Consider the following 24,041-nt stretch of genomic DNA (forward strand, 5'->3'; position numbering starts at 1 on the left):
TCCCGCCCCCTTTTTTCTTTAGTGGTATAAAAAAGCTGCCCCGTCACGGAAAAGACCATGAAGACGGGGCAGTATGCAGTACAAATTATTCAGCAAAGCCGGACTTGACCAAATCGACCAGGCTGTTGACAGCTTCTTCTTCATCGGGGCCGTCCGCAATAATATGGATTGTCGTACCGCCGACAATTCCCAGAGAAAGTACGCCCAGCAGGCTTTTTGCGTTGACACGGCGTTCTTCCTTTTCAACCCAGATAGAAGATTTGTATTCGTTGGCCTTCTGAATAAAGAAGGTAGCAGGACGGGCGTGCAGTCCGACCTGATTCTGGACCAATACTTCTTTAACACACATTCCAATTATCTCCTAACGATTAAAAATTTTCAGCATTAAAAATATACACACGGAACAAAAAGACAAGCTTTTGCGCTTACAGTTGTATTATAGCACATTTGAAAGTGCGGTCAATCACTGCGTCGAAAATTCGGACTAATACCTAAGCTGGGGGCTTTCCGGCACAAGTTCCTTCGTGCATATTGACAGGTTTGTTGAAAACTTTTAGGCTCTCTGCCTTATACTTTTAACGATTATTTATAACTACTATTCTCCATCTTTACACTGTTCCATGTACTGCTGCAAAAAAGCACGGTCCGCTGGGGTAAGCGGTGCACTCTGCAGCATATCCGGGCGTTTGTGCAGGGTACGCAGCAGGCTTTGCTGCCGCCGCCAGCACGCAATGTTGGCATGGTGCCCGGTCATCAGCTGGGGCGGTACACTTTTGCCGCGCCACACCTGTGGGCGGCTGTACTGCGGGTACTCCAGCAGGCCATTGTAGTGGCTTTCCTCCTGGTAGCATTCGGCGGCGGCCAGTACACCTGGCTGCAGCCGGGCAAGCGAGTCAATCAGGCACAGCGCCGGCAGCTCTCCGCCAGTCAACACAAAGTCCCCCAGCGAAACTTCCTCGTCAACATAAGTTTCCAGCACACGTTCGTCTACGCCCTCATAGTGGCCGCAGAGAATACACAGATTCTCGTAGCCATTTAGTTCTTTCAAAAGCTTTTGATTAAGCGGCCTGCCCTGCGGGCTCATAAATATAATATGCGGTTTTTCGCCGAGTGTCCGGGTGAGGTCGTCAAAGCAGGCCGCAATGGGCTCCGCCAGCAGCAGCATTCCCTTTCCGCCGCCAAAGACGGTATCATCCACCGTACTGTGCCGGTCATGGGCATAGCTGCGCAGCTGGTGCGGCACAATTTGAACTGCACCGCGTTTGCGCCCGCGGCCAACGATGCTTTCCGCCAGCACGGCCTCACACATTTCCGGAAACAGGGTAACTAGGTCAATCCGCATGGAACATTCCCTCCATTGGCAGGATTTCCAGTGTGCCGCTTTCAAGGTCAATCTTTTTGACTACCTGCGGCACTGCCGGCAGCAGTACAGTCTTTCCGTCCGTATCTTTTACTTCATATACATCATTGGCGCCAGTGGAATACACCTGTGTCAGGGTACCGTACACCTGGCCGCTCTGTGCGTCCGTAACCGTCAGGCCCAGCAAATCCTGCTGAAAATAGGTGCCCTCCGGCAGGTTGACATCCGCTCGGCGGAAGCACAGCACTTTCCCTCGCAGAGCGTCCGCCTGTTCAAGGGTTGCCACACCCTCCAGCGTAAGCAGCAAGAGGTTTTTGTGCACACGGGAGGACATCACCTGTACGGGATTCTTGTCCTTTTCCCAGTAAAGCGTATGGAACTGCCGCAGAAATGATGCCGAGTCACACCATGGTTCCAAACGAAGCTCCCCGCGTACGCCGTGGGTGCCAACGATTCTGCCGGCCTCCAGATACTCTGTCTTCATGTTTTTCCTCCCTTTCACCGGTCCGCCACAGACAAAAAGAATGCCGCAAGCCAAAAACGCCTGCGGCAGCTTTGTTCTGCATCAATCAGTCGATTTCAACAGACACCTTGGTGTCCTGTCTGGTGGCAGCCGCACGCATAACCACGCGGATAGCCCGTGCAATGCGTCCCTGCTTGCCGATAACACGGCCCATATCCGGTTCCGCCACATGCAGATGATAAGTAACCGTGCCGTCCGGTGCAGGCGCGTCAACCGTCACCTGAACAGCCGAGGGGTCTTCCACCAATCCCTGCGCAAGGGCAGTCAGAAGTTTTTCCATGGAAGGGCCCTCCCCTTTTTTACAGTACGCCGTTCTTCTTGAACAGGCGCTTTACGGTATCGGTCGGCTGTGCGCCGTTCTTCATCCAGTTCTGCACCTTGTCGGCGTCTACCTTAACCTCGGCAGGCTCCTTCAGCGGGTTGTAGTAACCGATTTCTTCAATGAAACGGCCGTCGCGGGGGTCGCGGGAATCTGCCACAACAATACGATAAAACGGGCTTTTCTTTGCGCCCATGCGGCGCAGACGAATCTTGACTGCCATAAGTTTGTACCTCCAGAATTTTTCTACGCAAAATAAATATAATAAAGGAATTTATAACCTGGGAAAAACGCGGTTTCCCCGAATTATCCGGTCAGTTAAAAGGCATTCCGCCCGGCATGCCGGGCATGTTCATCGGCGGCATAAAGCGGCGGCGGCCTTTTTTACCCTTCACACGCTTCATCAGCTTCTGCATTTGTTCCATGGAACGCAGCAGCTTGTTGACATCCTCCACCCGGGTGCCGCTGCCGGCGGCAATGCGCCGTTTGCGGGATGGATTTATGAGAGAGGGCTTTTCACGTTCCTGCGGTGTCATGGAAAGGATAATGGCCTTTTCACGGTCCACAATACGGTCATCCAGCTGGGAGTCGCTTAGCTTGCGGGTATCCATGCCGATTTTTTCCAGAACACCGCGAATTGGTCCCATTTTTTTAATTTGGTCGAATTGCGCCAGTAAGTCGTTAAAGTCCAGCTTGTTCTGCAGCATTCGCTTGGCGGCTTTTTCCGCTTGCTTTTCGTCCAGCTTTGTCTGTGCATCTTCAATGAGTGTCAGCACATCACCCATGCCCAAAATGCGGGAAGCCATGCGGTCCGGGTGGAACACCTCAATATCATCCAGCTTTTCGCCCACACCGGCAAATTTGATAGGCTTGCCGGTCACTGCTTTTACGGAAAGCGCCGCACCGCCGCGGGTGTCGCCGTCCAGCTTAGTAAGGATAACGCCGGTGATGTCCAGCTTTTCATCAAAGGACTTCGCCACGTTGACTGCTTCCTGACCGGTCATGCTGTCCACGACCAGCAGGATTTCATTGGGATGCACCGCTTCTTTGATGTTTTTCAGCTCATCCATCAGTTTGTCGTCTATCTGCAAACGGCCGGCAGTATCAATGAGTACAAAATCGTTGCCGTAATCCTTCGCACGGCGCACAGCGTCTTTGCTGATGCGTATCGGGTCGCCCTGTCCTTCCTCAAAGACCGGCACACCGGCCTGCTGCCCAACAATCTGCAGCTGTTTAATGGCGGCCGGACGGTAAACATCGCACGCCACCAGCAGCGGCCGGTGACCTTTTTTCTTCAGCAGGCGTCCCAGCTTTGCCGCGTGGGTGGTTTTGCCGGCGCCCTGCAGGCCGCACAGCAGCATAACGCACGGCCCGGAGGATGGGATGTTGAGCCGCGCTTCGCCGCCGCCCATCAGGTTGGTCAGTTCTTCGTCCACAATTTTGACAACCATCTGGCCAGGCGTCAGGCTTTCCATAACCTCACTGCCGATGGCACGCTCACTCACCTTTTTTGTGAATTCCTTTGCCACCTTGTAGTTGACGTCGGCCTCCAACAGAGCAAGGCGCACCTCGCGCATGGCGGCCTTCACGTCGTCTTCGGTAAGCTTTCCCTTGCTTTTCAGCCGTTTAAACGCGGCGGAAAGTTTATCTGAAAGGCTTTCAAATGCCATTGGTGCTCCTCCTTTTTACTCTGCTGCTTCCATCCGGTCAAGGACCTTTAAAAGGTTTGTAATCTGTTCTGTAATGGAACGGTCATAAACAAAGCGGCTGTTGTAGTCACGAATGTGTTCCGCATACCCGCGCAGTTTGGCGTAGGCGGCCATACGGTCACGGGAACAGCGCAGCAGGCCAAGGTTTGTTTCCATTTCCCGCAGCTGTGCTTCCCCGCGTTTGACCGCATCCCGCACCCCCTGCCGGGTGATGCCTTCGTTCTGGGCAATTTCCGACAGGGACAGGTCGTCGTTGTAGTAGCAGGCAAGAATTTTCCGCTGCTTCGGGGTAAGCATAGCCCCATAGTAGTCCAGCAGCAGTGAAATTTCCAAATCCTTTGCCATAACGATGCCTCCGTTCTTTCTTGTAAAGCCATATGCTTTACAAGCAAAAAGATTATACTGCATGAGCGTATGTTTGTCAAGCGGTACATTTTTTACAGACTTTACTTTTCCCCCTTTTCAATTCACATAGTTGCCTTTATAATAGAAAAGGAAAATCAGTGAAAAAACAGGGATAAAGACGTGGAGGTTCCATTTATATATGAAACAGGTTATTATTATCGGCGCCGGGCCGGCAGGCCTGACCGCCGCGCATGATTTGCTGTCCCGCGCAGGCAACGACTATAACGTCACGATACTGGAAGAAAGCAACGCCGTTGGCGGCATTTCCCGTACAGTGCGCTGGCACGGCAACCGCATGGACATCGGTGGACACCGCTTTTTCTCCAAAGAAAGCCGTGTCAACCGCTGGTGGGCGCAGCGGCTGCCCGCGCAGGGCACACCGGCCTACGACGACAAAGTGCTGAACCGTCCCTGCACGCTGACGCCGGACGGACCAGACCCCGAAGTACAGGACCGCGTCATGCTGACACGGCAGCGGGTGTCACGCATTTATTACAACCGCCGCTTCTTCGACTATCCCATTTCTATGAAGCCACAGACGTTCCGGAACCTCGGTCTTGCCAGCACCCTGCAGGCCGGCGGCAGCTACCTGCACGCCTGTCTGCACAAACTGCCGGAAAACAATCTGGAAAATTTCTACATCAACCGCTTTGGCAAAACGCTGTACAGTATGTTCTTCGAGGGATACACTGAAAAGGTGTGGGGACGCCCGCCGCGCATGATTTCCGCAGACTGGGGCGCACAGCGCGTAAAAGGCCTGTCCGTTTCCGCCGTGCTGAAAGATATGCTGCAGAAAGCAGCTGGCAAAAAATCCACCGATACCCAAACTTCTCTGATAGAACAGTTCCAGTACCCGAAATATGGTCCGGGCCAAATTTGGGAGCAGACCGCCGCTGAGGTGGAAAGGATGGGTGGCACACTGTACCGAAACTGCCATGTAACCGGCATCCATACACAGGACGGCCACGTAACTTCCCTGACCGTGGAAACCCCGAAAGGAATACAAAACATAACCGGTGACATTTTCCTGTCGTCTATGCCGGTCAAGGACCTTATCGGCGGCATGGATGCGGTTCCGGAAGAAATCTCCAAACTGGCGGCTGGCCTTCCTTACCGCGATTTTGTCACACTGGGGCTTCTGGTGAAAAAGCTGAACCTAAAAAACGAAACCGGCCGCAAAACGCTGGGTAATATCGTACCCGACTGCTGGATTTACATACAGGACACCGGCATTAAGCTGGGACGGCTGCAAATTTTCAACAACTGGTCCCCCTATATGGTGAAAGACCCGGAACACACCATATGGATTGGGCTGGAATATTTCTGCACCGAGGGTGACGCCTTCTGGAACATGACTGAAGAATCCTGCATGGCCTTTGCCGCTGGTGAGCTGCTGAAAATGGGCATTCTGGCAAGTGCGGACGATATTCTGGATTTCCACCGCGAACGCGTGAAAAAAGCCTACCCCGCCTACTTTGACACCTACGCGCACATGGACCGCATCATTACTTACTTAAATCAGTACCAAAATTTGTACTGCATTGGCCGCAACGGGCAGCACCGCTACAACAACATGGACCACTCCATGATGACAGCCTTTGAGGCTGTGGACAATATTCTTTCTGGCCGCGCGGACAAGACAAACGTATGGAATGTGAATACCGACACGGACTATCAAGAAGAAAAACAGGACTGACGGATGGTGTATGGTATGAACAGACAACAAATACGCCCGTCCGTCTTCTCCCATCCATACCTACTGCTGTGTCTAGGCTGCATGCTGGTGTACGCCAGTTTCTCAGCCGGACAGGCGGAAGCTCCGCTGCCCCTGCGCAGTGTTCTGCTGCCAGCCATCTGCACGGCACTGGGCACAGCGTGGTTTATGGCACGATACTGCATATGCGGTAGTTCCCATCTGCTGTCCGTCCTGACAGTGATATTCTCCGCCGCGTGTGTGCTCTGTGCCGCAATGCTGTGCCTGTTGTCGAGCCACCCGCTGTCCGCGCTGACACTGCTTTTGCTACTGATGCTGGCCGCCGCCGGTTTCTGGGAATACCGACAGCAGTGGCTGTCCGACCAGGCCACCTGTATTCTGCTGGGCGCAGGTGCTTTCTTTCTGCACGCCTGCTATATTTTATATACTTCTTATCTGACACGTCAGCACGATGTTTTTCCGGTGTCTCAGTCGGAAGGGCACCAGGCATATATTTTATATTTTGTAGACCACAATTTTGCCCTGCCGGATTTTGCCCCCAATAAGGTCTGGGAGTTCTACCATCCGCCGCTGCACTATTTTCTCAGCGCCATGTGGGTAAAGCTGCAGATGTTCTTCGGCACCAATACGGAGACCGCCATAGAAAATGTGCAATTCCTGTCGCTTTTCTATTCCTGCGCCGTCATCATTCTCGGGTACCGCATTCTGCAGGCACTGCACCTAAAAGGTGCGGCGCTCACGCTGCCGTTCGCCATCCTCTGCTTTCACCCGATGCTCATTCTGCTGGCCGGCAGCATCAACAACGATGTGCTGTGTCTGGCATTGACCATGGCCTCCATTTTGTATGCCATTCGCTGGTACCAGAGTCCAACCGTAAAAAACATTCTTCTACTGGGCCTGTTCCTTGGTCTTGCCATGATGGCGAAAAGCGCCGGTGTGCTGGCGGCACCCGCCGTGGCGGTTCTGTTTCTGATTCGTCTAATCAAAGGAAAGGGAAAGCGCCGCGGCCTGTGGAAACAGTATGGCCTGTTCCTGCTGGTCTGTGCACCGCTGGGACTGTGGTGGAGCCTGTACGGAAAAATCCGCTTTCAAATGCCGTTCGGCGCTATCTCCGCGCTGGCAAAAAACAACCCGCAGTATCTGGGTACTGATACGCCCCTTCAGCGGCTGTTCAGTATAGACTGGCAGCACCTGACCGTTTTTGAAAACTGGGACTGGCAAAACCAAGTCTTTGAGCACAACCTGTTTACAGCACTCTTTAAAACGTCCGTCTTTGATGAGGCAAAGCTGTTCACGGGAGGTGTCGGACTGTGCTTTTCTCAGGTCCTGTTCTGGACTAACATCCTGCTGGCTGCAGCTGCCTTTGTCTGCATGGTTCGCTGCGCTGTGCAGGTGGGAAAATCCGGCAGTCTGCAGCCGTACCGCTCAGAAGTGCTGTTCTGCGGTGTGCTGTACGGCACCTGCATGGCGTTTTACATCTGGTTCTGTTTTAAACAGCCCTTCGCCTGCACCCAAAGCTTCCGATACATTTTCCCCACGGTCCTGGTCGGCACCGTGGGTATCGGTGCAGTACTGCAAGAGCACCGTCCCCGTGCCGTAACCTGTGCCCTTGCACTGCTTATCACGCTGTTCTGTGTGTGCAGTGCCGGTGTCTATCTACTGTTGGGTACAAAATAAACAACAATCAAAAAGCCCGCCGCACGGAAAACTGCTTCTCCGCACGGCGGGCTTTCTGTATGTTTTTGTCAGGTATTCTGTACACATTTCTGTTTTCGGCGGACTCTGCGTGCCTCCCGCTCCGGAACAACAACTTTCTTCTGATAAATGACCGTTTCCTTTACTGCCACACCGCTCAGCGCCAGCAGGCTGATGAGGTTTGGTATGGCCATCAGTGCGTTGGTAATGTCAGACAGTGTCCAAACGAGCTGCATCTCCACGGTAGAGCCAATGAGAGACATAAAGGCAAACAGCACCCGATACACATAGCTGGCAGAGGGGTTCTTTACCAGAAACTTCAGCGCCACTTCGCCCATATATTCCCATCCGATAATTGTAGAAAACGCAAACAGTGTCAGGCTAATGGCTACAATCCATGCGCCCATAGGACCAAGCACGCTCTGGAACGCCTGCATGGTCAGTTCCACACCATTCAGTACATGCCCGTCCGGTCCCTTTGTCCCCAGTACGCCGGAAGCGGCAATGCTTAGGCCGGTCACCGTACAGACCACGATGGTGTCAAAGAAAGCTCCGGTCATGCTGATGTACCCCTGACGGGCCGGATAATCTGTTGTAGCCGCTGCTGATGTAATGGCCGCGGAGCCAAGGCCCGCTTCATTGGAAAAGACACCGCGTGAACAGCCGGCACGCATGGCATTCATCATGGTCACCACAATCGTACCGCCGACGCCGCCAGCCGCCGCACGTGCCGTAAAGGCCATGTGGAAAATCTGTGCAAGGCCGGCAGGCACATTCTGTATTCTGCTAAAAATGCAGGCAAATCCAGCCATCATGTACAGTACAGCCATTGCCGGTACCAGTATGGACGACACTTTGGAAATAGACTGAATGCCGCCGACCAGTACAACGAATGCCAGTATGGTGATAACCAGGCCGGTTATCCATGTTGGTATATGAAAGGTACCGTATATAGCAGAAGAAATGGAGTTTGCCTGCGTCAGGTCGCCGATACCGAATGACGCCAGCACCGTAAACACTGCAAACAGTGCAGCCAGTACCATGCCGAGCTTTTTGCAGCGAAATCCATTTTTTATGGTATACATGGGGCCACCGCACATCTCGCCGTTTTGGTCCCGTTCCCGGAACCGGACCGCCAGTGTACACTCGGTGTACTTCGTTGCCAGCCCGACCATTGCCGAAATCCACATCCATACCAGTGCGCCCGGGCCGCCCATCACCATTGCCGTAGCCACACCGGCAATATTGCCGGTGCCTATGGTGGCAGCGAGCGTTGTCATCAATGCCGCAAACGGCGTAATGTCCCCGGAACCATTCTTTTTATGGGAATCCTTCCCAAAGACAGAGCGCAGCGCGTATCCCAGATTCCGCCACGGCAGAAAGTGAAGTCGAAACATTAGAAAAATGCCGGTGCCTATCAGCGCAGTGACCATAACTGGTCCCCACACAGCACCGTCAATGCGTTCCAACAAATTGGTTATTTTACTCATTCGGGGCCGTCATCTTCTTTCTTTTTTATAATCCGTGTCCTACAGGATGAATATTGAAATGCAATCCTGTTTATTCATTCTCCTGTACCTCTTAGTAAGATTATAGAGGAAATCACAGTGTTTGTAAATGTACCCGCTGTGCAGTCATGTTACCTCCAGCACTCTGCGGCCGCCTTTTTTGCCCGGTGGGATTGTGTTATAATGGAAACAGAAAAAACGGTTTCAATTTTGCAGACAAAGGAGTTTTCCACCATGAGAAAAAAAGCCGCAGCCCTGCTGCTGGCGCTGGTCCTCTGCATTGGCGCGGCAGGCACGCTGCCCGCTGCAGCCGCCGGCAGTTCTTCCGTCAGCTCCACGACATCTTCCCGCTCCGGTACACCGATACAGCTGACAGATGAGCACCTGAAGCTGACTGTGCCCACCGGCCTGTACGCCTTTACGCAGAACACGGACCCCTCGGACCCCTCACTTGCCAAAGCGGGCATTACAAACTGGATTCGGCAGAAACAGGATATGCAGCAGCAGAATGAAATACTGCTCATCTGCGCCCCAAACAGTGCCTACACCATTTATCTGCGGAAAAAGGATACTTCCAGCACTCAAAAATACTACAATATGAAGGATATGTCCGGTACCGCGGTGCAGTCGCTAATGTCAGAACTGAACAAGCCGGAGTCGTCCGTAAACGGCTCAGACTCCATAAAGTCCTCCTCCAAGCGCGTTACCGGTGCTGCAGGGCTGCCGTATGTGTATGTGGAAATGAACGGTACACTGGACAATAAAAAGGTCCAGGAGGCCGCCTACTTAACCATTGCGAATGGCAGAAGCTATACACTGGGAACTTATCGGGAAATTGGCGCACTTACGGCACCGCAGCATGCCAGTTTGAAGGCACTGGCAGACAGCCTTCAGGTAACGCAGTATCTGCCCAAACAGCAGGAAAGCGGCGGTTCCGCTTTTTCTGCACTATTTCTGGCAGGACCGCTGCTGTTCCTGGCGGCACTGGTGGCAGTACTGTACATTGTCGGCCGCGTAAGCCGTACCCATGAAAAGCGGCGCAAAGCTGTTATGCTGGAGCGCATAACGGACTACCGCCGGCGGCAGGAAGAAAAGGAAGCGGCAGCCCGCGAGCGGGGCATTCCATTGGCGGGACCGGAAGTACTGGTGGAAAACACAACAAAGTGTGTGAAAAAGGCGCTGCAGCGCTTTAGCCGGGTAGACCTGCTGCTGAATCGAAAGGGAACTTGGATTTTTCTGCTGATTGCAGCGGCCTTGTGCCTGTTTATCGCAACAAAGGATTCCTCTACATTGGTCAGAATCTTTGCCATACTCGGCGCCGTATTCTGTGTGATCTATATTTTACGCATCCCGCATAAGGTTTTTCAAGCGGAGGATGGAACTTACCGCAAAATGAAGACGCGCAAAGTGCGCTACCAGTTTCGGGCAGAGGATTTTCGGGTGACCGGCGTTTCCTCCGGTGTTTACCCCTATGTGCAAATTGCCAAGGTCTACGAAACCAGCCGATACTTTTATCTGTACCTAGGCGCAAACCATGTCTGTTTAGTCAACAAGCATGATTTTACCAAAGGCACCGCCGATGACCTGCGTGCCATTTTGCAGAAACAATGTTCAAATTTTAAACCGCACCGAAAGCACCGAAATAAATAAAACAGACAGAAAAGCAGCCGTCTAAAAATCCAACGGCTGCTTTATAAAAACTCTCTCTTTTTTAACCGGAAGTCCGCTTACAAAATGGCCAATACAATAAAGTTCAGTACAAACAAAATGGCAGAAACAAGCAGGATAGGATGGACGTCCTTGAACTTGCCCTTGACAGCCTTGACAATGCAGTAGAAAATGAAGCCCGCCGCAATGCCATAGGAAATGCTGTAAGCCAGTGCCATGAAGATAGCCGCGCCAAAGGCAGGAATGGCCTCTTCCATGTCCGGCCAGTTAACTTCCTTGAAGGAGCTCATCATCATGATACCGACGATAATCAGTGCCGGTGCCGTAGCCGCGGCTGGGATACAGCCCGCTACCGGAGCAAGAATTGTGCACAGCATGAACATAATCGCCGTTGTCAGGCTAGTCAGTCCTGTGCGGCCGCCAGCGCCAATACCGGCAGCGCTTTCCACAAAGGTTGTTGTGTTGGATGTGCCGAAAATAGCGCCGATGGAAGTAGCAATGGAATCCGCAAACAGCGCACGGTCCATTTTGGAGTTGAAGCCTTTGCTGTCGTTCAGTGCCGCCTCGTCCTCTTCACTGAAAATACCGGTGCGGCGGCCTGTACCGATGAAGGTGCCGATGGTATCAAATGTATCGGAAAGGCTGAACGCAAAGATGGTCATAATAACCAACAGGAACTTGCTGGGGTCGTTAAACAATGAACCCATGCCCTGCGAGCTGAACGCAGCGCCGAAAGTGGTGCCCAGTTTGGAAAAAGCAGTGCCAAGGCTTCCAAACGTAATGGACGCGCCGGAGAAATCCGTAACGCCAAACGGAATGCCGATTACTGTTGTGGCGATAATGCCAATGAGAATGGCGCCCTTAACGTTCAGCATGAGCAGAATCACAATGAGAATGATGCCGAACAGTGCCACCAGCACGGAGGGCTGGTTAAAAGTAGCGATAGACGGAACCACACCACCATTGGAAGCCACCGAGGTAATTCCCTTGTAGGCTGCGGTCGCGCTGTATGGCTGACCGTTGATAGCCACCATGGAAGAACTGTCCGTTGAGAACTGGATAAGGTTTGCATTCTTCAGGCCGATATATGCCACAAAGATGCCGATGCCGCCGCTGATAGCATTTTGCAGGCTCTTTGGAATCGACTTGATAATGAGCTTACGGAATTTGGTAACGGTAATGATGATGTTGATAAGGCCGCAGATGAACACCATTGCCAATGCCTGCTGCCAAGTGAAGTGCAGGGACATGCACACCGTGTAGGTAAAGAATGCGTTCAGTCCCATGCCCGGCGCCTGTGCGTACGGAACATTTGCGAACAGTGCCATGACCAGGGTGCCGATGGACGCGGCAATGATGGTAGCCAGGAACACCGCCTGACTGTCCATGCCGGTCTTGCTAAGCACCTGTGGGTTAACAAACAGGATATACGACATGGTGAAGAACGTCGTAATACCGGCCATAATTTCCGTATGGACGTTTGTCCCGTTCCCCTTCAGGTTAAAAAAGTCTCCCTTGGGATGGTACGCCTGTTTCTTGGTTTCCTCCATTTTATTTCCTTCCTTCAAAAAATAAAACTGCCCGGCAAATCATTGTGTCGGGTTCTATTTTTAAGTATATCTGTTTTTCTGACATTGCGCAAGGTGTTATTTACACAAAATTTCGATTTCTGAAATAAATTATTCATACTTTAGCAGTTCCTACGCTTTCTGTCATTCCCTTCTGCACACTTTCCACAGGCCGCAGACACAGAAACCCCGGAGCCGTAAAATGGCTTCGGGGTTTGGTTGGTCATATTCCAATATGTAGATGCCACAGAGTATATAATCAGCGGCTTCCAGTCTTTATACATTCAAATTAGCACGTTGACATCTTTTTCCTACCTCCAGTTGAACTGGGGGTTATCATGCCTATTCGGCGACAAAAAAAGCAACTGATTTCTTATACGGAAATCAGTTGCTTGGTGGTTGCGGAGGCAGGATTTGAACCTACAACCTTCGGGTTATGAGCCCGACGAGCTACCGGGTTGCTCCACTCCGCGATATTCTGTTGAACGCATGCCGTTCTGAACGGCACTCATATATAATACCACGGTGTTTTAGAAAAGTCAACTGTTTTTTTGTTTTTTATTTGTAGGTAGGCCAATAACCGGTTTTGCGCCCTTCGGCAATACGGCATACGGTTTACAGGAGGGGCACTGCGGCGTATAATAGGGGCACCTGACAGGAGGCTTTTTTATGGCAAAGAAAAAAGACGAGAAGACCAATGTCATGCGAATTCTGGACAAGGCAAAGGTCACCTATACTGCCCACTTCTACGACCACTCGGACGGCAAAATTGACGGCGAAGCGGTCGCACGCAAGCTGGGACAGCCGCTGGCGCAGGTCTTTAAAACGCTGGTGACATGCGGTGCGGACAAAGCGTACTATGTGTTTGTGCTGCCCGTTGCCGAAGAACTGGACTTGAAAGCCGCCGCACGCAGTGTCGGCGCCAAAAGCGTGGAAATGATTCATGTGAAGGATATTAACAAAGTATCCGGCTACATTCGCGGCGGATGCAGCCCCATCGGCATGAAAAAACAGTTTATCACGGTATTTGACCAGAGTGCGCAGAACTTCCCCACCATTTACGTCAGCGGCGGAAAAATCGGCACACAGGTGGAGCTGCCCCTTGCGGACCTGCTGCGTCTGACCGGCGGCACCACCGCGGCCATCGCCGTTCCCGCACCGGAGGAGGACCGCCATGCGTGATAAGTTTACGCGGGTGCTGGACCTGCTGGTAGAACACTTCGCAGGCGGAAAAGCCGGACAGCCCAACCGCACAGGCTTTGTACGCACCGCTGTACTTTCCCTTGTGCTGGCTGCGGTACTGCTGGTCCTGCTCATTCTGGACGAAAGCAGCCGCCTGCACACCCGTTTCGGACTGGACATTCCGCTGCTGGTCATCACATTGGTTCTGACCGCGGGACTGCTGCTTTGTGCTGTGCGCAGCATTCAGTATCTGCGAAAAAATAAACAACAATAAAGAAGGTATTGGTTCCGCGCTGCCAAAGCGTCGGACCAGTACCTTCTTTCGTATTTATTTTGTTTCCAATGCGATATACCGAAAGAAACTTTCAGTCGTGGAACAGATACTGCCGCAGGCCATCCGGCGAACTTGCCAGCGGCACCTTACGCCCATCAGCGTGCAAATCCTCCGGACCACCGTAGCCATAGGCGGCACCGATAAAGGGCAGGCCCACTTTATCGGCACCAACGGCGTCAAAGTGCGTATCGCCCACCATGACCGTGCTGGTTCCGCTTTCGGCATGGCTCAGCGCCAAAGCATGACGGATAACCGTATCTTTGTCCGAATGCCGGTCGCTATTGTCCGCCGCACTCACGACATCAAAATACTGTTGAATATGGAAGCAGGGCAGCATTCGCTCCACCATATTTTGTGGCTTGGAAGAAGCCACGCACACGGTTGCGCCCGCCTGCTTCAGGTCCCGCAGCAGTTCCGGAATGCCGGGGTAGATGCTGGTCTTTTTCCAGCCGTCCACATTGTAATGACAGCGAAAATGCTGCACCGCCTGCAGCGCCTGTTCACGGTTCATGCCGCAGTAAGTCATGTACCCCTGTTCCGCCGGCGGACCGACAAAGCGCCGCAGTGTCGCCGTCGGCGGCACCGGGTACCCCATTTCTTGCAGCGCCAGCCGCACGCAGTCCATAATGCCTTCGCCTGTATCACAGATTGTCCCGTCGAAGTCGAACAAAACCGTTTGATAGCACAGCCGCAAATAAAATTCCTCCTGTCAGCCTCGTTTTTGGAAAGTGCAATTTCTGCTCTTATTATACCGGTCGAGCCGAAAAAGCGCAAGTACAGCCGTGGTTTTCTCTTTTCTACAAAAAACGGCGGCAATAGACAGCAGGTTTTCTTTCCTATCCATTGCAGAACGGACGCTTTCTGCGTAAAATAGAAAGAAAAACCAATAAAAAGATTTAGAATAGGCAGGAGACAATAAATAAAATGACTGATTATCAGCTTGTGGCAACGGACCTTGACGGCACACTAACCACTACTCAAAAACAGATAACGCCCCACACGCAGCAGGTCCTCCTGCGGTCACAGCAGATGGGTGCACGGCTGGCACTTGTTTCCGGCCGTCCAATAAACGGTATCGCATCGCTGGCAAAGCAGCTGCAGATGGACCGATTTGGGGGATGTATTATTTCCTTTAACGGTGCAAAAATTTCCTCCTGCAGCACCGGTGAAACGCTGTACGAGCGCTCTTTGCCGCAGAACGTCCTGCCGCAGCTGTGCGGATTAAATAAAAAGTACCGTTTGACTTCCATGATTTACAGCCCCGACACCATTATTACCGAAACGGGTAATAACCGATATGTGCTGTTCGATGGCCGCATTAACCATATGGCAATAGAGGAAGTGCCGGACCTGATGCAGCGCATTGATTTTCCAGTACATAAATTTCTGTTCGCGGGTGACCCGCCGTATCTGGAAAAACTGGAGCCTGACATACGCAGCCAGTTCCCTTCCTGCAGTATTTACCGCAGTGACCCCTATTATCTGGAGGTCATGCCCAGCAACGTGGACAAAGCGCAGGCACTTTCGGCGCTGCTGGGATGGCTGCATTTAACACGGCAGTCCCTTTTAGCCTGTGGTGACGGCTTTAACGATGTTTCCATGGTACGCTTTGCCGGCATGGGGGTAGCAATGGAGAACGCCCAGCCGGAGGTGAAAGCCGCAGCTAAATTTGTCACCCGCTCCAATGATGAGGATGGCGTCGCCTATGCGGTACAAAAATTCATTTTGCATGAAGTGTAAAAATTCGGTATTTTCTTTAAAACTCATTCGCTTTTCACTGTCTTTTCATCTATAATGGAAGAAAGACCTGTCTGTACTTTTTTCAGCCAGCAGAAACGCCAAAACGAAAGAAGGGCTGTTACTATGTTTGAACAGATTCTGCACGAATACCTGCAGGGACAAAGCTGCGAAGCATACCGCGTACTGGGAGCGCACTTTACCAGTGAGTATGGTCAGCAGGGTGTGCGCTTCACCGTATATGCCCCCCATGCCCAGAACGTGTTCCTCATCGGTGAGTTTTCCAACTGGAACGCCTGGCAGATGACGCGCTCCCCTATGGGTTTCTGGAGTATTTTTGTGGAGGGCGCACAGGAAAGCCAAATGTACAAATACCGCATTCAAACGCCGGATGGCCTATTTGACCGAGCCGACCCGTTCGGTTTTTACGCAGAAGTGCGTCCTGCTACCGCCAGCCGTATTTGTCAGCTGGAGGGCTTCACCTGGACGGACGAGCAGTGGATGGCACACCGCGGCAAAAACTACAACTCTCCCCTGTCCATTTATGAAGTTCACCCCGGTTCATGGCGTATTAAAGACGGCCAAAAAGGCATCGCACGCTTCTTTACTTATGACGAACTTATCGATACCCTTCTGCCATATGTAAAGCAGGAAGGTTTTACCCATATTGAGCTGCTTCCGCTAACAGAGCACCCGCTGGATGCCTCGTGGGGATACCAGGTTTCCGGCTACTACGCCGCCACCAGCCGCTACGGCACCCCAAAACAGCTGATGCACTTTGTGGACTGCTGCCATCGGGAAGGCATTGGCGTTATTATGGACTTTGTGCCGGCCCACTTCATTAGTGACAATTATGCACTGAGTAAATTTGACGGCTTCTATTTGTATGAAAGCGAGAACCCCGACCTGCGGGAAAGCGAGTGGGGAACCGTCTTTTTTGACTTCACCAAGCCACACGTTGTCAGCTTTTTAAAATCCGCCGTTGATTTCTGGCTGACCTGCTACCACTTTGACGGCATTCGCTATGATGCGGTTTCCCGCCTGCTGTATGTATGCGGGCAGGAAAACCGCGGCGTCAACGAGGCAGGTGTATGGTTCCTGCGCAATACCAACTATGCCATGCAGCAGCGCCACCCCGGCGCCATGCTGATTGCGGAAGATTCCACCAATTTTCTGAAGGTTACGGCGCCGGTCGAGTACGGTGGACTGGGCTTCGACTATAAATGGGACCTTGGCTGGATGAATGACGCACTGGATTATATGATGAAGCGGCCGGACGAGCGTCCCGGCTTTTCCCGAGAAATTACGTTTTCCATGAGCTATTTCTATAACGATATCTTCCTGCTGCCGCTGTCTCATGATGAAGTCGTTCACGGTAAGCGGACGATTATTGATAAAATTTACGGTTCCTATGATGAAAAATTTCCGCAGCTGCGCCTGTTCTGGCTGTATATGTTTACACACCCTGGCAAAAAGCTGAACTTTATGGGCAATGAACTGGCGGAATTTAAAGAATGGGACGAAAATGCCGGGTTGGGCTGGAACCTACTCTCCTATCCTAAGCACAGTGTCTTTCACCTCTTTGTCACAACCCTGCAGGACTTTTACCGTAACCACCCGGCACTGTACCAGAACGACTACCACCCGAAAGGCTTCCAGTGGATGGACCTTACCAATGTTGGCCGGTGTCTGTTCGCCTACTGCCGCGACAGTCTGGAGGAGCCGAACCATGAAAAGCTGTACATTGCGCTGAACTTTTCCGCACGTCCCGCCATTGGGTACTTTCTGCCGGTGCGGGAACATGGCACCTACACGGAAGCGTTCAACACAGATAAGACAGATTTTGGCGGTGACGGCCACCACAATCCAGCGGTTCTCTCATTCCGGCAGGGCGGCCATGAGGGCATCCGTGTGGACCTACCCGCTTACGCCGGAATTGTATTTAGCCGAAAAAAATAAAACAAAAAAAGCAGGCACCACACCGGATACGGAAATGGTATCCAGTGCAGTGCCTGTCTTTTTTATAAAATCAGCGCATAATCTGCTGCATTTGCTCCAGAGTAGGATAGGACAGAACCGCACCGTGATACCCACCATCTTTGCAATGTCGGTGATATTTATATTCTGCTCCTTATCATCGTATCTGTTTTGCGCTGCTGTCAGCAGCCGACCCCTGTTTCATCCGTTTCCGGTACTGTATGTGCAGCCCTTTGCTGCAAAATCTGCGGCAGCACATTGATGAGCGATCCCGCCAGCATCAGCACAATGCCCATCAGCATATTGGGGGTAATGGATTCGCCCAGAATCAGCACCGCAAAGACAGGCGCAATGGCCGGTTTCAGCATGAACACAATGGATGCTTCCGCCGCGGAAGTTTCCTCCATTGCCAAAAAGTAAAAGGCAAACCCACCACAGGTGATGCCGATAAAGACATACAGCACAATGGGAAGATTCTGCAGGGTATAGCCGCTCAGCATGGGGACAGCCGAAAAAGCACCCAGCCCGGCAGCTGTCAGTACCCCCGCCACGGCTGGAATGTGGGATACCGCAATCAGCAGCAGCATTTCCGCGCTGCCGAACAGAAATCCGCCGCAGGTAACCGCCAGTCCGCCGTAGTCCGCACATTTTTTCTTGCTGAGTGTGCTGTACAGCGCAAACAGCACCGCCGAAATCAGCGCAAACGCCACACCAGTTCTGTTCCCTTTCATATGCATGGGGTTCAGAATAATCAAAATGCCCAGCAGTTCCAGCACCATCGTGACTACTTGGTTTTTGTGCACAGTTTCGTGCAGCAGCACACCCGCCAGCATAATGACAAAAATGGGGTTGCTGGAGAACAGCACCGCCACCGCGGAAGCCTCCGCATTATGTACCGCCAGCTGATAAAAAGACATACTCAGCACCACATTTAAAAATCCAAGCACCGCCAGAAATTTATAGTCTGTACGGGCAATGGTGCAGCTGCGCTTTCGCAGCGCACGGTGTGCAAAGGGAATCAGCAGAATACCCGCCGCAAGGAACCGTGTGCAGGTAATCTGAATCGGGTTAAAGCTGCCAGCCAGTCCTTTCAGCGCCACTTCCATCGACGAAAAAAGCAGTGTTGCCAGCAAAATATAGATTGGGCCTTTCTTCATGATGACATCTCCTCAAACTATTAAAGTCCAGTTTACACTATACCATATTTCTTCACAAAAGACGCTTATTTACGGGAAAAATCCAATTTTCCCGTGGAATCTGCTCATATACAGCAAAACAGAGCAGCCCGGTCCGGCGGGAAGTCCCGCACGGGCACAGCTCTGCTCTGTTTTGCCGTACTCTTCAAGGAGGAAAATGTATAAAAAAGGCAGAATAAGGGCTTGGCCTTTTTGGCCTTTATTCGTTAAAGATTGATACCACTTCGCCATCCAAAATCCGGTTCATGTTTTTCACGGCACAGAAATTCCCGCACATGGTGCAGGTATCTTCTTTTTCCGGCTGGGAGGCGGCACGGTAGCGGCGGGCCTTCTCCGGGTCAATGGAGAGGGAGAAAATCTTTTCCCAGTCCAGTTCTCTGCGTGCCTGTCCCATGTCCCGGTCCCAGTCAGCGGCACCGGGAACACCCTTGGCAATGTCAGCGACATGGGCCGCAATGCGCGCGGCAATAATGCCCTCTTTTACATCCTGCAGGTCCGGCAGACGCAGGTGTTCGGCCGGCGTAACGTAGCACAGGAACGCGGCACCCTTCCACGCAGCAAGGGCACCGCCGATAGCGGAAGTGATGTGGTCATAGCCCGGCGCAATGTCGGTGACGATTGGTCCCAGCACATAGAACGGTGCACCATGGCACAGTGTCTTTTCAATCTCCATGTTGGCGGCAATCTGGTCCAGCGGCATATGTCCGGGGCCCTCAATCATGACCTGCACATTTTTTGCCCATGCGCGCTTGGTCAGTTCACCCAGTGTGATAAGCTCCTCTATCTGGGAAGCGTCCGTGCCATCTGCAAGGCAGCCGGGACGGCACGCATCGCCCAAGCTGAGCGTCACATCGTACTGCTGACAAATGTCCAGCACTTCATCAAAATGCTCGTAAAACGGATTCTCCTTGCCTGTCATCATCATCCACGCAAAGATAATGGAACCACCGCGGGAAACAATATTCATCAGGCGCTTGTTGCGTTTAAACTTCTGGGCGGTTTCACGGTTAATGCCGCAGTGAATTGTCATAAAGTCCACGCCGTCCTGTGCGTGCATCCGCACAATATCCAGCCACTCCTCGGTGGTAATGTCCTTCAGTGCCTTATGATAATACACAACCGCGTCGTAAATAGGCACGGTACCAATTATCGCCGGGCACTGCTGGGTAAGCATACGACGGAACTTCTGTGTATCGCCGCAGGAGCTGAGGTCCATAATCGCTTCGGTGCCCATATCCACTGCACTTTTGACCTTTTCCAGTTCCATGTCGAGGTCCCTGCAGTCGCGGGAAGTACCAAGGTTGACATTAATTTTCGTTTTAAGCGCCGAACCTACACCGCTGGGTGAAAGGGAAGCATGATTCTTGTTGCAGGGAATCACTGCCTGACCGGCGGCAACCAGCTGCCGCACTTTTTCTGCCGGAATGTTTTCTTTTTGGGCAACTGTCCGCATAGCATTGGTGACCATGCCCTTCTTTGCGGCGTCCATCTGTGTTGTGTATTCCATTGATAAAAAGCCTTCCTTCTTTTTCATTCCGGGCAGCAAAAAGCGGAGAACGCCACACCGGGCATTCTCCGCGTAAAAGCAAGTATTTCCTTACTCCCTACGGTGGCATTGCCCACATCAGGTTAAAGGGTCGAAGTGTAAAACTTCCTCTCAGCTTGCTGTAGACAAGCTCCCCTGAATATTTGAGGCAAGTGTACCATATATTCGGTATTTTGTCAATATCCTGCCGGGGAAACGCCTAGAAACTGTTTTCATCTGACAAACGATATGGTAAGATAAGCAATACAGAACAAAAAATGAAGGAGGCTGCGAACCATGAATGCAAAGGAACGGCGCAGCGCAATCGTACATCTGCTGCAGGGGGCAGAAAAGCCGGTAAGTGCTTCTGCATTGGCGGAAACTTTTTCCGTCAGCCGACAGGTCATTGTGGGGGATATCGCCCTGCTGCGGGCCGGCGGTGCGGATATTTCCGCCACACCCCGCGGCTATACCACACGCCGTCCGGCGGAAGGACTGGTACGGCAGATTGCCTGCCGCCACGATACAGTCCAAACACAGGCGGAACTGCTAGCCATTGTGGACCAAGGCTGCACTGTGCTGGACGTCATTGTGGAACATCCCATTTACGGACAGCTGACCGGCCCGCTGCAGATTTCCTGCCGGTATGAGGTACAGCAGTTTATGCAGCGCTGTGCGCAGTCAGATGCACAGCTGCTTTCCAACCTGACGGACGGCATTCACCTGCACACGCTTGCCTGTCCGGATGAAGCCGCGTTTGAGCGGGTGCAGACCGCACTGCACCGCCTGCATATTTTACTGGACGAATAAATCCCAACAAAAATGGTTGACAAGGTACGCCTGGTTGTGTATGATTGTATTTATTGGTATCAAGACACATGTAAATCCATGTAAACGCATAAATATATATTTTTAAAGCAGGTGTTTTCTTGGAAAAAGTAAAAGCGTTCCTCAAACGAAAAGATATTGTCATCTCCGCTCAGCGCTACGGCGTAGACGCGCTGGGGGCCATGGCGCAGGGGCTGTTCTGCTCCCTGCTGATTGGCACCATTATTAGCACACTAGGCACACAGTTCCACATCGGCTTTCTCACTGCACCGGTAGCAACGGTCGCCGGCACATCCTACACGGTGGGCGGCCTTGCCTCCGCCATGAGTGGACCGGCTATGGCCGTTGCAATCGGTTATGCTCTGCATTGTCCGCCGCTGGTTCTGTTCTCCCTCATCGCAGTAGGCTTTGCTTCCAACGCACTGGGTGGAGCCGGCGGACCGCTGGCGGTGCTGTTCGTTGCTATTATCGCTTCGGAAGTCGGCAAGGCAATTTCGCATGAAACGAAAGTGGACATTCTTGTCACGCCGCTGGTGACAATCGGCGTGGGCGTGGTGCTGTCGTGGTGGTGGGCACCCGCACTGGGCGCGCTGGCCATGAAGATGGGCACGCTCATTATGTGGGCCACCAACCTGCAGCCGTTCCTGATGGGGATTGTCGTATCTGTACTGGTGGGCATTGCGCTGACGCTGCCCATTTCTTCGGCGGCCATTTGCGCGGCGCTGTCCCTCACCGGACTGGCTGGCGGTGCTGCTGTAGCAGGCTGCTGTGCCCAAATGGTCGGTTTTGCCGTGATGTCCTTCCGTGAAAACCGCTGGGGCGGGCTGGTTTCGCAGGGAATCGGCACCTCTATGCTGCAGATGGGCAACATTGTACGGAACCCGCGTATTTGGATTGCGCCCATTGTCACTTCGGCCATTACCGGACCGATTGCAACCTGTTTGTTCCATTTGCAGATGAACGGCACGCCGGTTTCTTCCGGCATGGGAACCTGTGGCTTTGTCGGACAGATTGGTGTTTACACCGGCTGGGTAAAGGATATCGCCGCAGGCACCAAAGCCGCCATTACCGACATGGACTGGGCTGGCCTGTTCCTCATCAGCTTTATCCTGCCCGCTGTGTTGTGCCCGCTTATCAATTACTTCTGCCGCAAAGCTGGCTGGGTGAAGGACGGCGACATGAAGTTAACCTGACAGAATACTTCTTATAGAATAAAGAAGCCGGACGTTCCGCGGAATTTTTCCCGCCCGAACGTCCGGCTTTTGATTGTTTTTTAGCCGCTGACCATTTTCGCCGAAAGGGCCTTCAGCTTTCGGCAGGCCGCCGTGATATCCGGGCTTCCAAAAACAGCAGACACAATGGACACACCGTCCACGCCGGTGCCCGCAAGCTGCATGAGGTTATTTTCCTTTATGCCGCCGATAGCCACCACCGGAATATGCACCGTTTGGCAGATGGCAATCAGCGTCTGCCGGCTGACCGGCGCGGCGTCCTCTTTGGTCGCGGTGGAAAACACCGCGCCGACGCCCAGATAATCAGCACCCGCCTGCTCGGCGCATACAGCCTCCTCAACGGTTCCGGCAGATACACCGAGAATCATACGTTCCCCCACCCGACGGCGGACTTCCTGTGCGGCCATGTCCTGTTGACCAACGTGAACACCGTCTGCGCCACAGCGCAGGGCAACTTCTACATTGTCATCTATCAGGAACGGCACACCGTACTGATGGCACAGCTTTTGAATTTGTACCGCTTCCTCATAAAAAGCCTCGGCTGGCAATTCCTTTTCCCGCAGCTGCAGGCAGGTAATGCCGCCCTTCAGCGCGTCCTCCACCTGCTGATACAGGGTTTCTTTTCCCACCCATGCACGGTCTGTAACCGCGTACAGAAGCATTGTTTTTTTATCGCACTTCATATTTGGCGCCGCCCTCCAGTGTTTTTCCGTCCAGGTTATACACTTCATCTATGATATAATTCCGGTAAGTCGCGTTGCCGTCACGGGCGGAAAGCCGGTTACGTGCCCGCTCGCCGCACAGCCCCATAGCTGCAATGGCAGCGGCGGCAGCCTCCAGCGGCGTTTCCGGATTGGCGGCAGCATAGGCGGCAGTCATTGCGCTGAGCATACAGCCGGTGCCAGTGACGCGGCTCATCATTGGATGACCGTTGCGGATAACATATGCCCGGTCCGCATCCGCCGCAATGTCTATGGCACCGGTCGCCGCCACAACACAGCCTGCCTTTGCCGCGAAAGCTTTAAGAAACGCCACCGCATGGTCCAAGTTTTCCTCGGTAACCGTATCGGCAATGTCCGCGTCCACGCCCTTTGTGGTGCCGCGCCCCAGCGCCAGCGTCTTAATTTCGGAAACGTTGCCGCGGATAATGGCAAACCGCACTTCCTGCAGAAGCCGCAGGGCCGTTTCGGTGCGAATGCGGGACGCACCGGCGGCAACGGGGTCCAGCACAACCGGATGACCGCATTGATTTGACTTTTTGCCGGCGGCGAACATTGCCCGGCGGGTGTCCTCGTTCAGGGTGCCGATATTGATATTGAGCCCGCCGCAGATGGCAGTGATTTCCTCCACCTCTGAAGCATCATCGGACATGATGGGCGAGCCACCGCAGGCCAGCACGGTATTGGCACAGTCATTAACGGTAACATAATTCGTAATATTGTGTACCAGCGGTGCTTTGGTACGCACGTTCTCAAGCATTTCTCCAAACATACGGAATTCCTCCTGTTTTTGATAAGATGTCCGCAGGAACAGAAAAAGCGGAGGAACCCAAAATGGGCTC

At 52.8% G+C, this 24,041-nt stretch carries 23 protein-coding genes, 1 tRNA gene and 1 riboswitch; of the genes, 9 read left to right on the top strand and 15 right to left on the bottom strand.

Annotated features, from left to right (window positions below):
- Nucleotides 1-85: 85 nt before the first annotated feature.
- The 7 genes from ACIHKT_RS07890 to ACIHKT_RS07920 all read right to left on the bottom strand — a co-directional run bounded on the left by ACIHKT_RS07890 (nucleotide 86) and on the right by ACIHKT_RS07920 (nucleotide 4,256).
- On the bottom strand, nucleotides 86-349 hold the full coding sequence (locus ACIHKT_RS07890; RefSeq protein WP_086036451.1) for an HPr family phosphocarrier protein: 264 nt from the start codon (nucleotides 347-349) through the stop codon (nucleotides 86-88).
- Nucleotides 350-595: 246 nt separating this feature from the next.
- The gene (gene trmD / locus ACIHKT_RS07895; RefSeq protein ID WP_086036452.1) at nucleotides 596-1,342 is read right to left on the bottom strand and encodes a tRNA (guanosine(37)-N1)-methyltransferase TrmD; all 747 of its coding nucleotides are present in this window, start codon (nucleotides 1,340-1,342) and stop codon (nucleotides 596-598) included.
- Nucleotides 1,332-1,844, bottom strand: coding sequence for a ribosome maturation factor RimM (rimM, locus tag ACIHKT_RS07900; protein WP_086036453.1), 513 nt, complete (start codon nucleotides 1,842-1,844; stop codon nucleotides 1,332-1,334). Before rimM ends, trmD begins: the two co-directional genes overlap by 11 nt.
- 85 nt (nucleotides 1,845-1,929) lie before the next feature.
- Complete coding sequence (locus tag ACIHKT_RS07905) at nucleotides 1,930-2,163, bottom strand: KH domain-containing protein (protein WP_086036454.1); 234 nt, start codon at nucleotides 2,161-2,163, stop codon at nucleotides 1,930-1,932.
- Between the two features lie 19 nt (nucleotides 2,164-2,182).
- Complete coding sequence (gene rpsP / locus ACIHKT_RS07910; protein WP_086036455.1) at nucleotides 2,183-2,425, bottom strand: 30S ribosomal protein S16; 243 nt, start codon at nucleotides 2,423-2,425, stop codon at nucleotides 2,183-2,185.
- A gap of 91 nt (nucleotides 2,426-2,516) precedes the next feature.
- On the bottom strand, nucleotides 2,517-3,872 hold the full coding sequence (gene ffh / locus ACIHKT_RS07915) for a signal recognition particle protein (protein ID WP_404352272.1): 1,356 nt from the start codon (nucleotides 3,870-3,872) through the stop codon (nucleotides 2,517-2,519).
- A 15-nt stretch (nucleotides 3,873-3,887) separates the two neighbouring features.
- Complete coding sequence (locus ACIHKT_RS07920; RefSeq protein WP_086036457.1) at nucleotides 3,888-4,256, bottom strand: sigma factor-like helix-turn-helix DNA-binding protein; 369 nt, start codon at nucleotides 4,254-4,256, stop codon at nucleotides 3,888-3,890.
- 199 nt (nucleotides 4,257-4,455) lie between these two features.
- On the opposite strand from ACIHKT_RS07920, the gene ACIHKT_RS07925 reads away from it, so the two are divergent.
- Both ACIHKT_RS07925 and ACIHKT_RS07930 read left to right on the top strand, forming a co-directional pair.
- A complete protein-coding gene (locus tag ACIHKT_RS07925; protein ID WP_174192818.1) occupies nucleotides 4,456-6,012 on the top strand; it encodes an NAD(P)/FAD-dependent oxidoreductase in 1,557 nt (518 codons plus the stop codon).
- A gap of 15 nt (nucleotides 6,013-6,027) precedes the next feature.
- A complete protein-coding gene (locus ACIHKT_RS07930; RefSeq protein ID WP_157658982.1) occupies nucleotides 6,028-7,707 on the top strand; it encodes a glycosyltransferase family 39 protein in 1,680 nt (559 codons plus the stop codon).
- A 68-nt stretch (nucleotides 7,708-7,775) separates the two neighbouring features.
- Here the strand turns inward: ACIHKT_RS07930 and ACIHKT_RS07935 are convergent, their stop codons facing one another.
- The gene (locus ACIHKT_RS07935; RefSeq protein WP_086036460.1) at nucleotides 7,776-9,215 is read right to left on the bottom strand and encodes an alanine/glycine:cation symporter family protein; all 1,440 of its coding nucleotides are present in this window, start codon (nucleotides 9,213-9,215) and stop codon (nucleotides 7,776-7,778) included.
- Between the two features lie 252 nt (nucleotides 9,216-9,467).
- Here ACIHKT_RS07935 and ACIHKT_RS07940 point away from each other — a divergent pair, with 252 nt between their 5' ends.
- Nucleotides 9,468-10,883, top strand: coding sequence for a YcxB family protein (locus ACIHKT_RS07940; RefSeq protein WP_157658983.1), 1,416 nt, complete (start codon nucleotides 9,468-9,470; stop codon nucleotides 10,881-10,883).
- Nucleotides 10,884-10,960: 77 nt separating this feature from the next.
- Here ACIHKT_RS07940 and ACIHKT_RS07945 read toward each other — a convergent pair whose 3' ends face one another.
- Nucleotides 10,961-12,451 (bottom strand): NCS2 family permease, encoded by a 1,491-nt coding sequence (locus tag ACIHKT_RS07945; protein WP_086036462.1) that lies wholly within the window; start codon nucleotides 12,449-12,451, stop codon nucleotides 10,961-10,963.
- A gap of 414 nt (nucleotides 12,452-12,865) precedes the next feature.
- Nucleotides 12,866-12,942, bottom strand: a tRNA-Met gene (locus ACIHKT_RS07950).
- Nucleotides 12,943-13,138: 196 nt separating this feature from the next.
- Here ACIHKT_RS07950 and ybaK point away from each other — a divergent pair.
- Entirely contained in the window at nucleotides 13,139-13,651 is a 513-nt protein-coding gene (gene ybaK / locus ACIHKT_RS07955) for a Cys-tRNA(Pro) deacylase (protein WP_236849714.1), read from the top strand.
- Nucleotides 13,644-13,925 carry a hypothetical protein gene (locus tag ACIHKT_RS07960; RefSeq protein WP_086036463.1) on the top strand — a complete coding sequence of 94 codons (282 nt, stop codon included), beginning with the start codon at nucleotides 13,644-13,646 and terminating at the stop codon, nucleotides 13,923-13,925. Before ybaK ends, ACIHKT_RS07960 begins: the two co-directional genes overlap by 8 nt.
- Nucleotides 13,926-14,016: 91 nt before the next feature.
- Here the strand turns inward: ACIHKT_RS07960 and ACIHKT_RS07965 are convergent, their stop codons facing one another.
- Nucleotides 14,017-14,679, bottom strand: a complete 663-nt coding sequence (locus ACIHKT_RS07965) for an HAD hydrolase-like protein (RefSeq protein ID WP_086036464.1) — start codon at nucleotides 14,677-14,679, stop codon at nucleotides 14,017-14,019.
- Nucleotides 14,680-14,909: 230 nt separating this feature from the next.
- On the opposite strand from ACIHKT_RS07965, the gene ACIHKT_RS07970 reads away from it, so the two are divergent.
- Together ACIHKT_RS07970 and glgB are read left to right on the top strand one after the other, a co-directional pair.
- Nucleotides 14,910-15,725 carry a Cof-type HAD-IIB family hydrolase gene (locus tag ACIHKT_RS07970; RefSeq protein WP_086036465.1) on the top strand — a complete coding sequence of 272 codons (816 nt, stop codon included), beginning with the start codon at nucleotides 14,910-14,912 and terminating at the stop codon, nucleotides 15,723-15,725.
- Between the two features lie 123 nt (nucleotides 15,726-15,848).
- Entirely contained in the window at nucleotides 15,849-17,681 is a 1,833-nt protein-coding gene (glgB, locus tag ACIHKT_RS07975) for a 1,4-alpha-glucan branching protein GlgB (protein WP_157658984.1), read from the top strand.
- A 200-nt stretch (nucleotides 17,682-17,881) separates the two neighbouring features.
- Here glgB and ACIHKT_RS07980 read toward each other — a convergent pair whose 3' ends face one another.
- Nucleotides 17,882-18,856, bottom strand: coding sequence for a DMT family transporter (locus ACIHKT_RS07980; RefSeq protein WP_086036467.1), 975 nt, complete (start codon nucleotides 18,854-18,856; stop codon nucleotides 17,882-17,884).
- Nucleotides 18,857-19,094: 238 nt separating this feature from the next.
- Nucleotides 19,095-20,402, bottom strand: a complete 1,308-nt coding sequence (gene thiC / locus ACIHKT_RS07985) for a phosphomethylpyrimidine synthase ThiC (RefSeq protein WP_086036468.1) — start codon at nucleotides 20,400-20,402, stop codon at nucleotides 19,095-19,097.
- 76 nt (nucleotides 20,403-20,478) lie between these two features.
- A riboswitch (TPP riboswitch) is annotated at nucleotides 20,479-20,588 on the bottom strand.
- A gap of 129 nt (nucleotides 20,589-20,717) precedes the next feature.
- Here thiC and ACIHKT_RS07990 point away from each other — a divergent pair.
- A complete protein-coding gene (locus ACIHKT_RS07990; RefSeq protein WP_086036469.1) occupies nucleotides 20,718-21,230 on the top strand; it encodes a transcription repressor NadR in 513 nt (170 codons plus the stop codon).
- A gap of 119 nt (nucleotides 21,231-21,349) precedes the next feature.
- On the top strand, nucleotides 21,350-22,441 hold the full coding sequence (locus tag ACIHKT_RS07995) for a PTS transporter subunit IIC (RefSeq protein ID WP_086036470.1): 1,092 nt from the start codon (nucleotides 21,350-21,352) through the stop codon (nucleotides 22,439-22,441).
- A gap of 80 nt (nucleotides 22,442-22,521) precedes the next feature.
- Here the strand turns inward: ACIHKT_RS07995 and thiE are convergent, their stop codons facing one another.
- Nucleotides 22,522-23,163: a thiamine phosphate synthase gene (gene thiE, locus ACIHKT_RS08000; RefSeq protein WP_086036471.1), complete on the bottom strand. Its 642-nt coding sequence runs from the start codon at nucleotides 23,161-23,163 to the stop codon at nucleotides 22,522-22,524.
- Complete coding sequence (thiM, locus tag ACIHKT_RS08005; RefSeq protein ID WP_174192812.1) at nucleotides 23,150-23,971, bottom strand: hydroxyethylthiazole kinase; 822 nt, start codon at nucleotides 23,969-23,971, stop codon at nucleotides 23,150-23,152. Before thiM ends, thiE begins: the two co-directional genes overlap by 14 nt.
- Nucleotides 23,972-24,041: the final 70 nt, after the last annotated feature.

This window comes from Caproicibacterium sp. XB2 (genome assembly GCF_044880635.1).
Classification (GTDB): Bacteria; Bacillota; Clostridia; order Oscillospirales; family Acutalibacteraceae; genus Caproicibacterium; species Caproicibacterium lactatifermentans.

Coding starts and splice junctions, on each gene's coding strand:
- ACIHKT_RS07890 (WP_086036451.1), bottom strand. CDS start 349: ATGTGTGTTAAAGAAGTATTGGTCCAGAATCAGGTCGGACTGCACGCC.
- trmD (WP_086036452.1), bottom strand. CDS start 1,342: ATGCGGATTGACCTAGTTACCCTGTTTCCGGAAATGTGTGAGGCCGTG.
- rimM (WP_086036453.1), bottom strand. CDS start 1,844: ATGAAGACAGAGTATCTGGAGGCCGGCAGAATCGTTGGCACCCACGGC.
- ACIHKT_RS07905 (WP_086036454.1), bottom strand. CDS start 2,163: ATGGAAAAACTTCTGACTGCCCTTGCGCAGGGATTGGTGGAAGACCCC.
- rpsP (WP_086036455.1), bottom strand. CDS start 2,425: ATGGCAGTCAAGATTCGTCTGCGCCGCATGGGCGCAAAGAAAAGCCCG.
- ffh (WP_404352272.1), bottom strand. CDS start 3,872: ATGGCATTTGAAAGCCTTTCAGATAAACTTTCCGCCGCGTTTAAACGG.
- ACIHKT_RS07920 (WP_086036457.1), bottom strand. CDS start 4,256: ATGGCAAAGGATTTGGAAATTTCACTGCTGCTGGACTACTATGGGGCT.
- ACIHKT_RS07925 (WP_174192818.1), top strand. CDS start 4,456: ATGAAACAGGTTATTATTATCGGCGCCGGGCCGGCAGGCCTGACCGCC.
- ACIHKT_RS07930 (WP_157658982.1), top strand. CDS start 6,028: ATGAACAGACAACAAATACGCCCGTCCGTCTTCTCCCATCCATACCTA.
- ACIHKT_RS07935 (WP_086036460.1), bottom strand. CDS start 9,215: ATGAGTAAAATAACCAATTTGTTGGAACGCATTGACGGTGCTGTGTGG.
- ACIHKT_RS07940 (WP_157658983.1), top strand. CDS start 9,468: ATGAGAAAAAAAGCCGCAGCCCTGCTGCTGGCGCTGGTCCTCTGCATT.
- ACIHKT_RS07945 (WP_086036462.1), bottom strand. CDS start 12,451: ATGGAGGAAACCAAGAAACAGGCGTACCATCCCAAGGGAGACTTTTTT.
- ybaK (WP_236849714.1), top strand. CDS start 13,139: ATGGCAAAGAAAAAAGACGAGAAGACCAATGTCATGCGAATTCTGGAC.
- ACIHKT_RS07960 (WP_086036463.1), top strand. CDS start 13,644: ATGCGTGATAAGTTTACGCGGGTGCTGGACCTGCTGGTAGAACACTTC.
- ACIHKT_RS07970 (WP_086036465.1), top strand. CDS start 14,910: ATGACTGATTATCAGCTTGTGGCAACGGACCTTGACGGCACACTAACC.
- glgB (WP_157658984.1), top strand. CDS start 15,849: ATGTTTGAACAGATTCTGCACGAATACCTGCAGGGACAAAGCTGCGAA.
- ACIHKT_RS07980 (WP_086036467.1), bottom strand. CDS start 18,856: ATGAAGAAAGGCCCAATCTATATTTTGCTGGCAACACTGCTTTTTTCG.
- thiC (WP_086036468.1), bottom strand. CDS start 20,402: ATGGAATACACAACACAGATGGACGCCGCAAAGAAGGGCATGGTCACC.
- ACIHKT_RS07990 (WP_086036469.1), top strand. CDS start 20,718: ATGAATGCAAAGGAACGGCGCAGCGCAATCGTACATCTGCTGCAGGGG.
- thiE (WP_086036471.1), bottom strand. CDS start 23,163: ATGAAGTGCGATAAAAAAACAATGCTTCTGTACGCGGTTACAGACCGT.
- thiM (WP_174192812.1), bottom strand. CDS start 23,971: ATGTTTGGAGAAATGCTTGAGAACGTGCGTACCAAAGCACCGCTGGTA.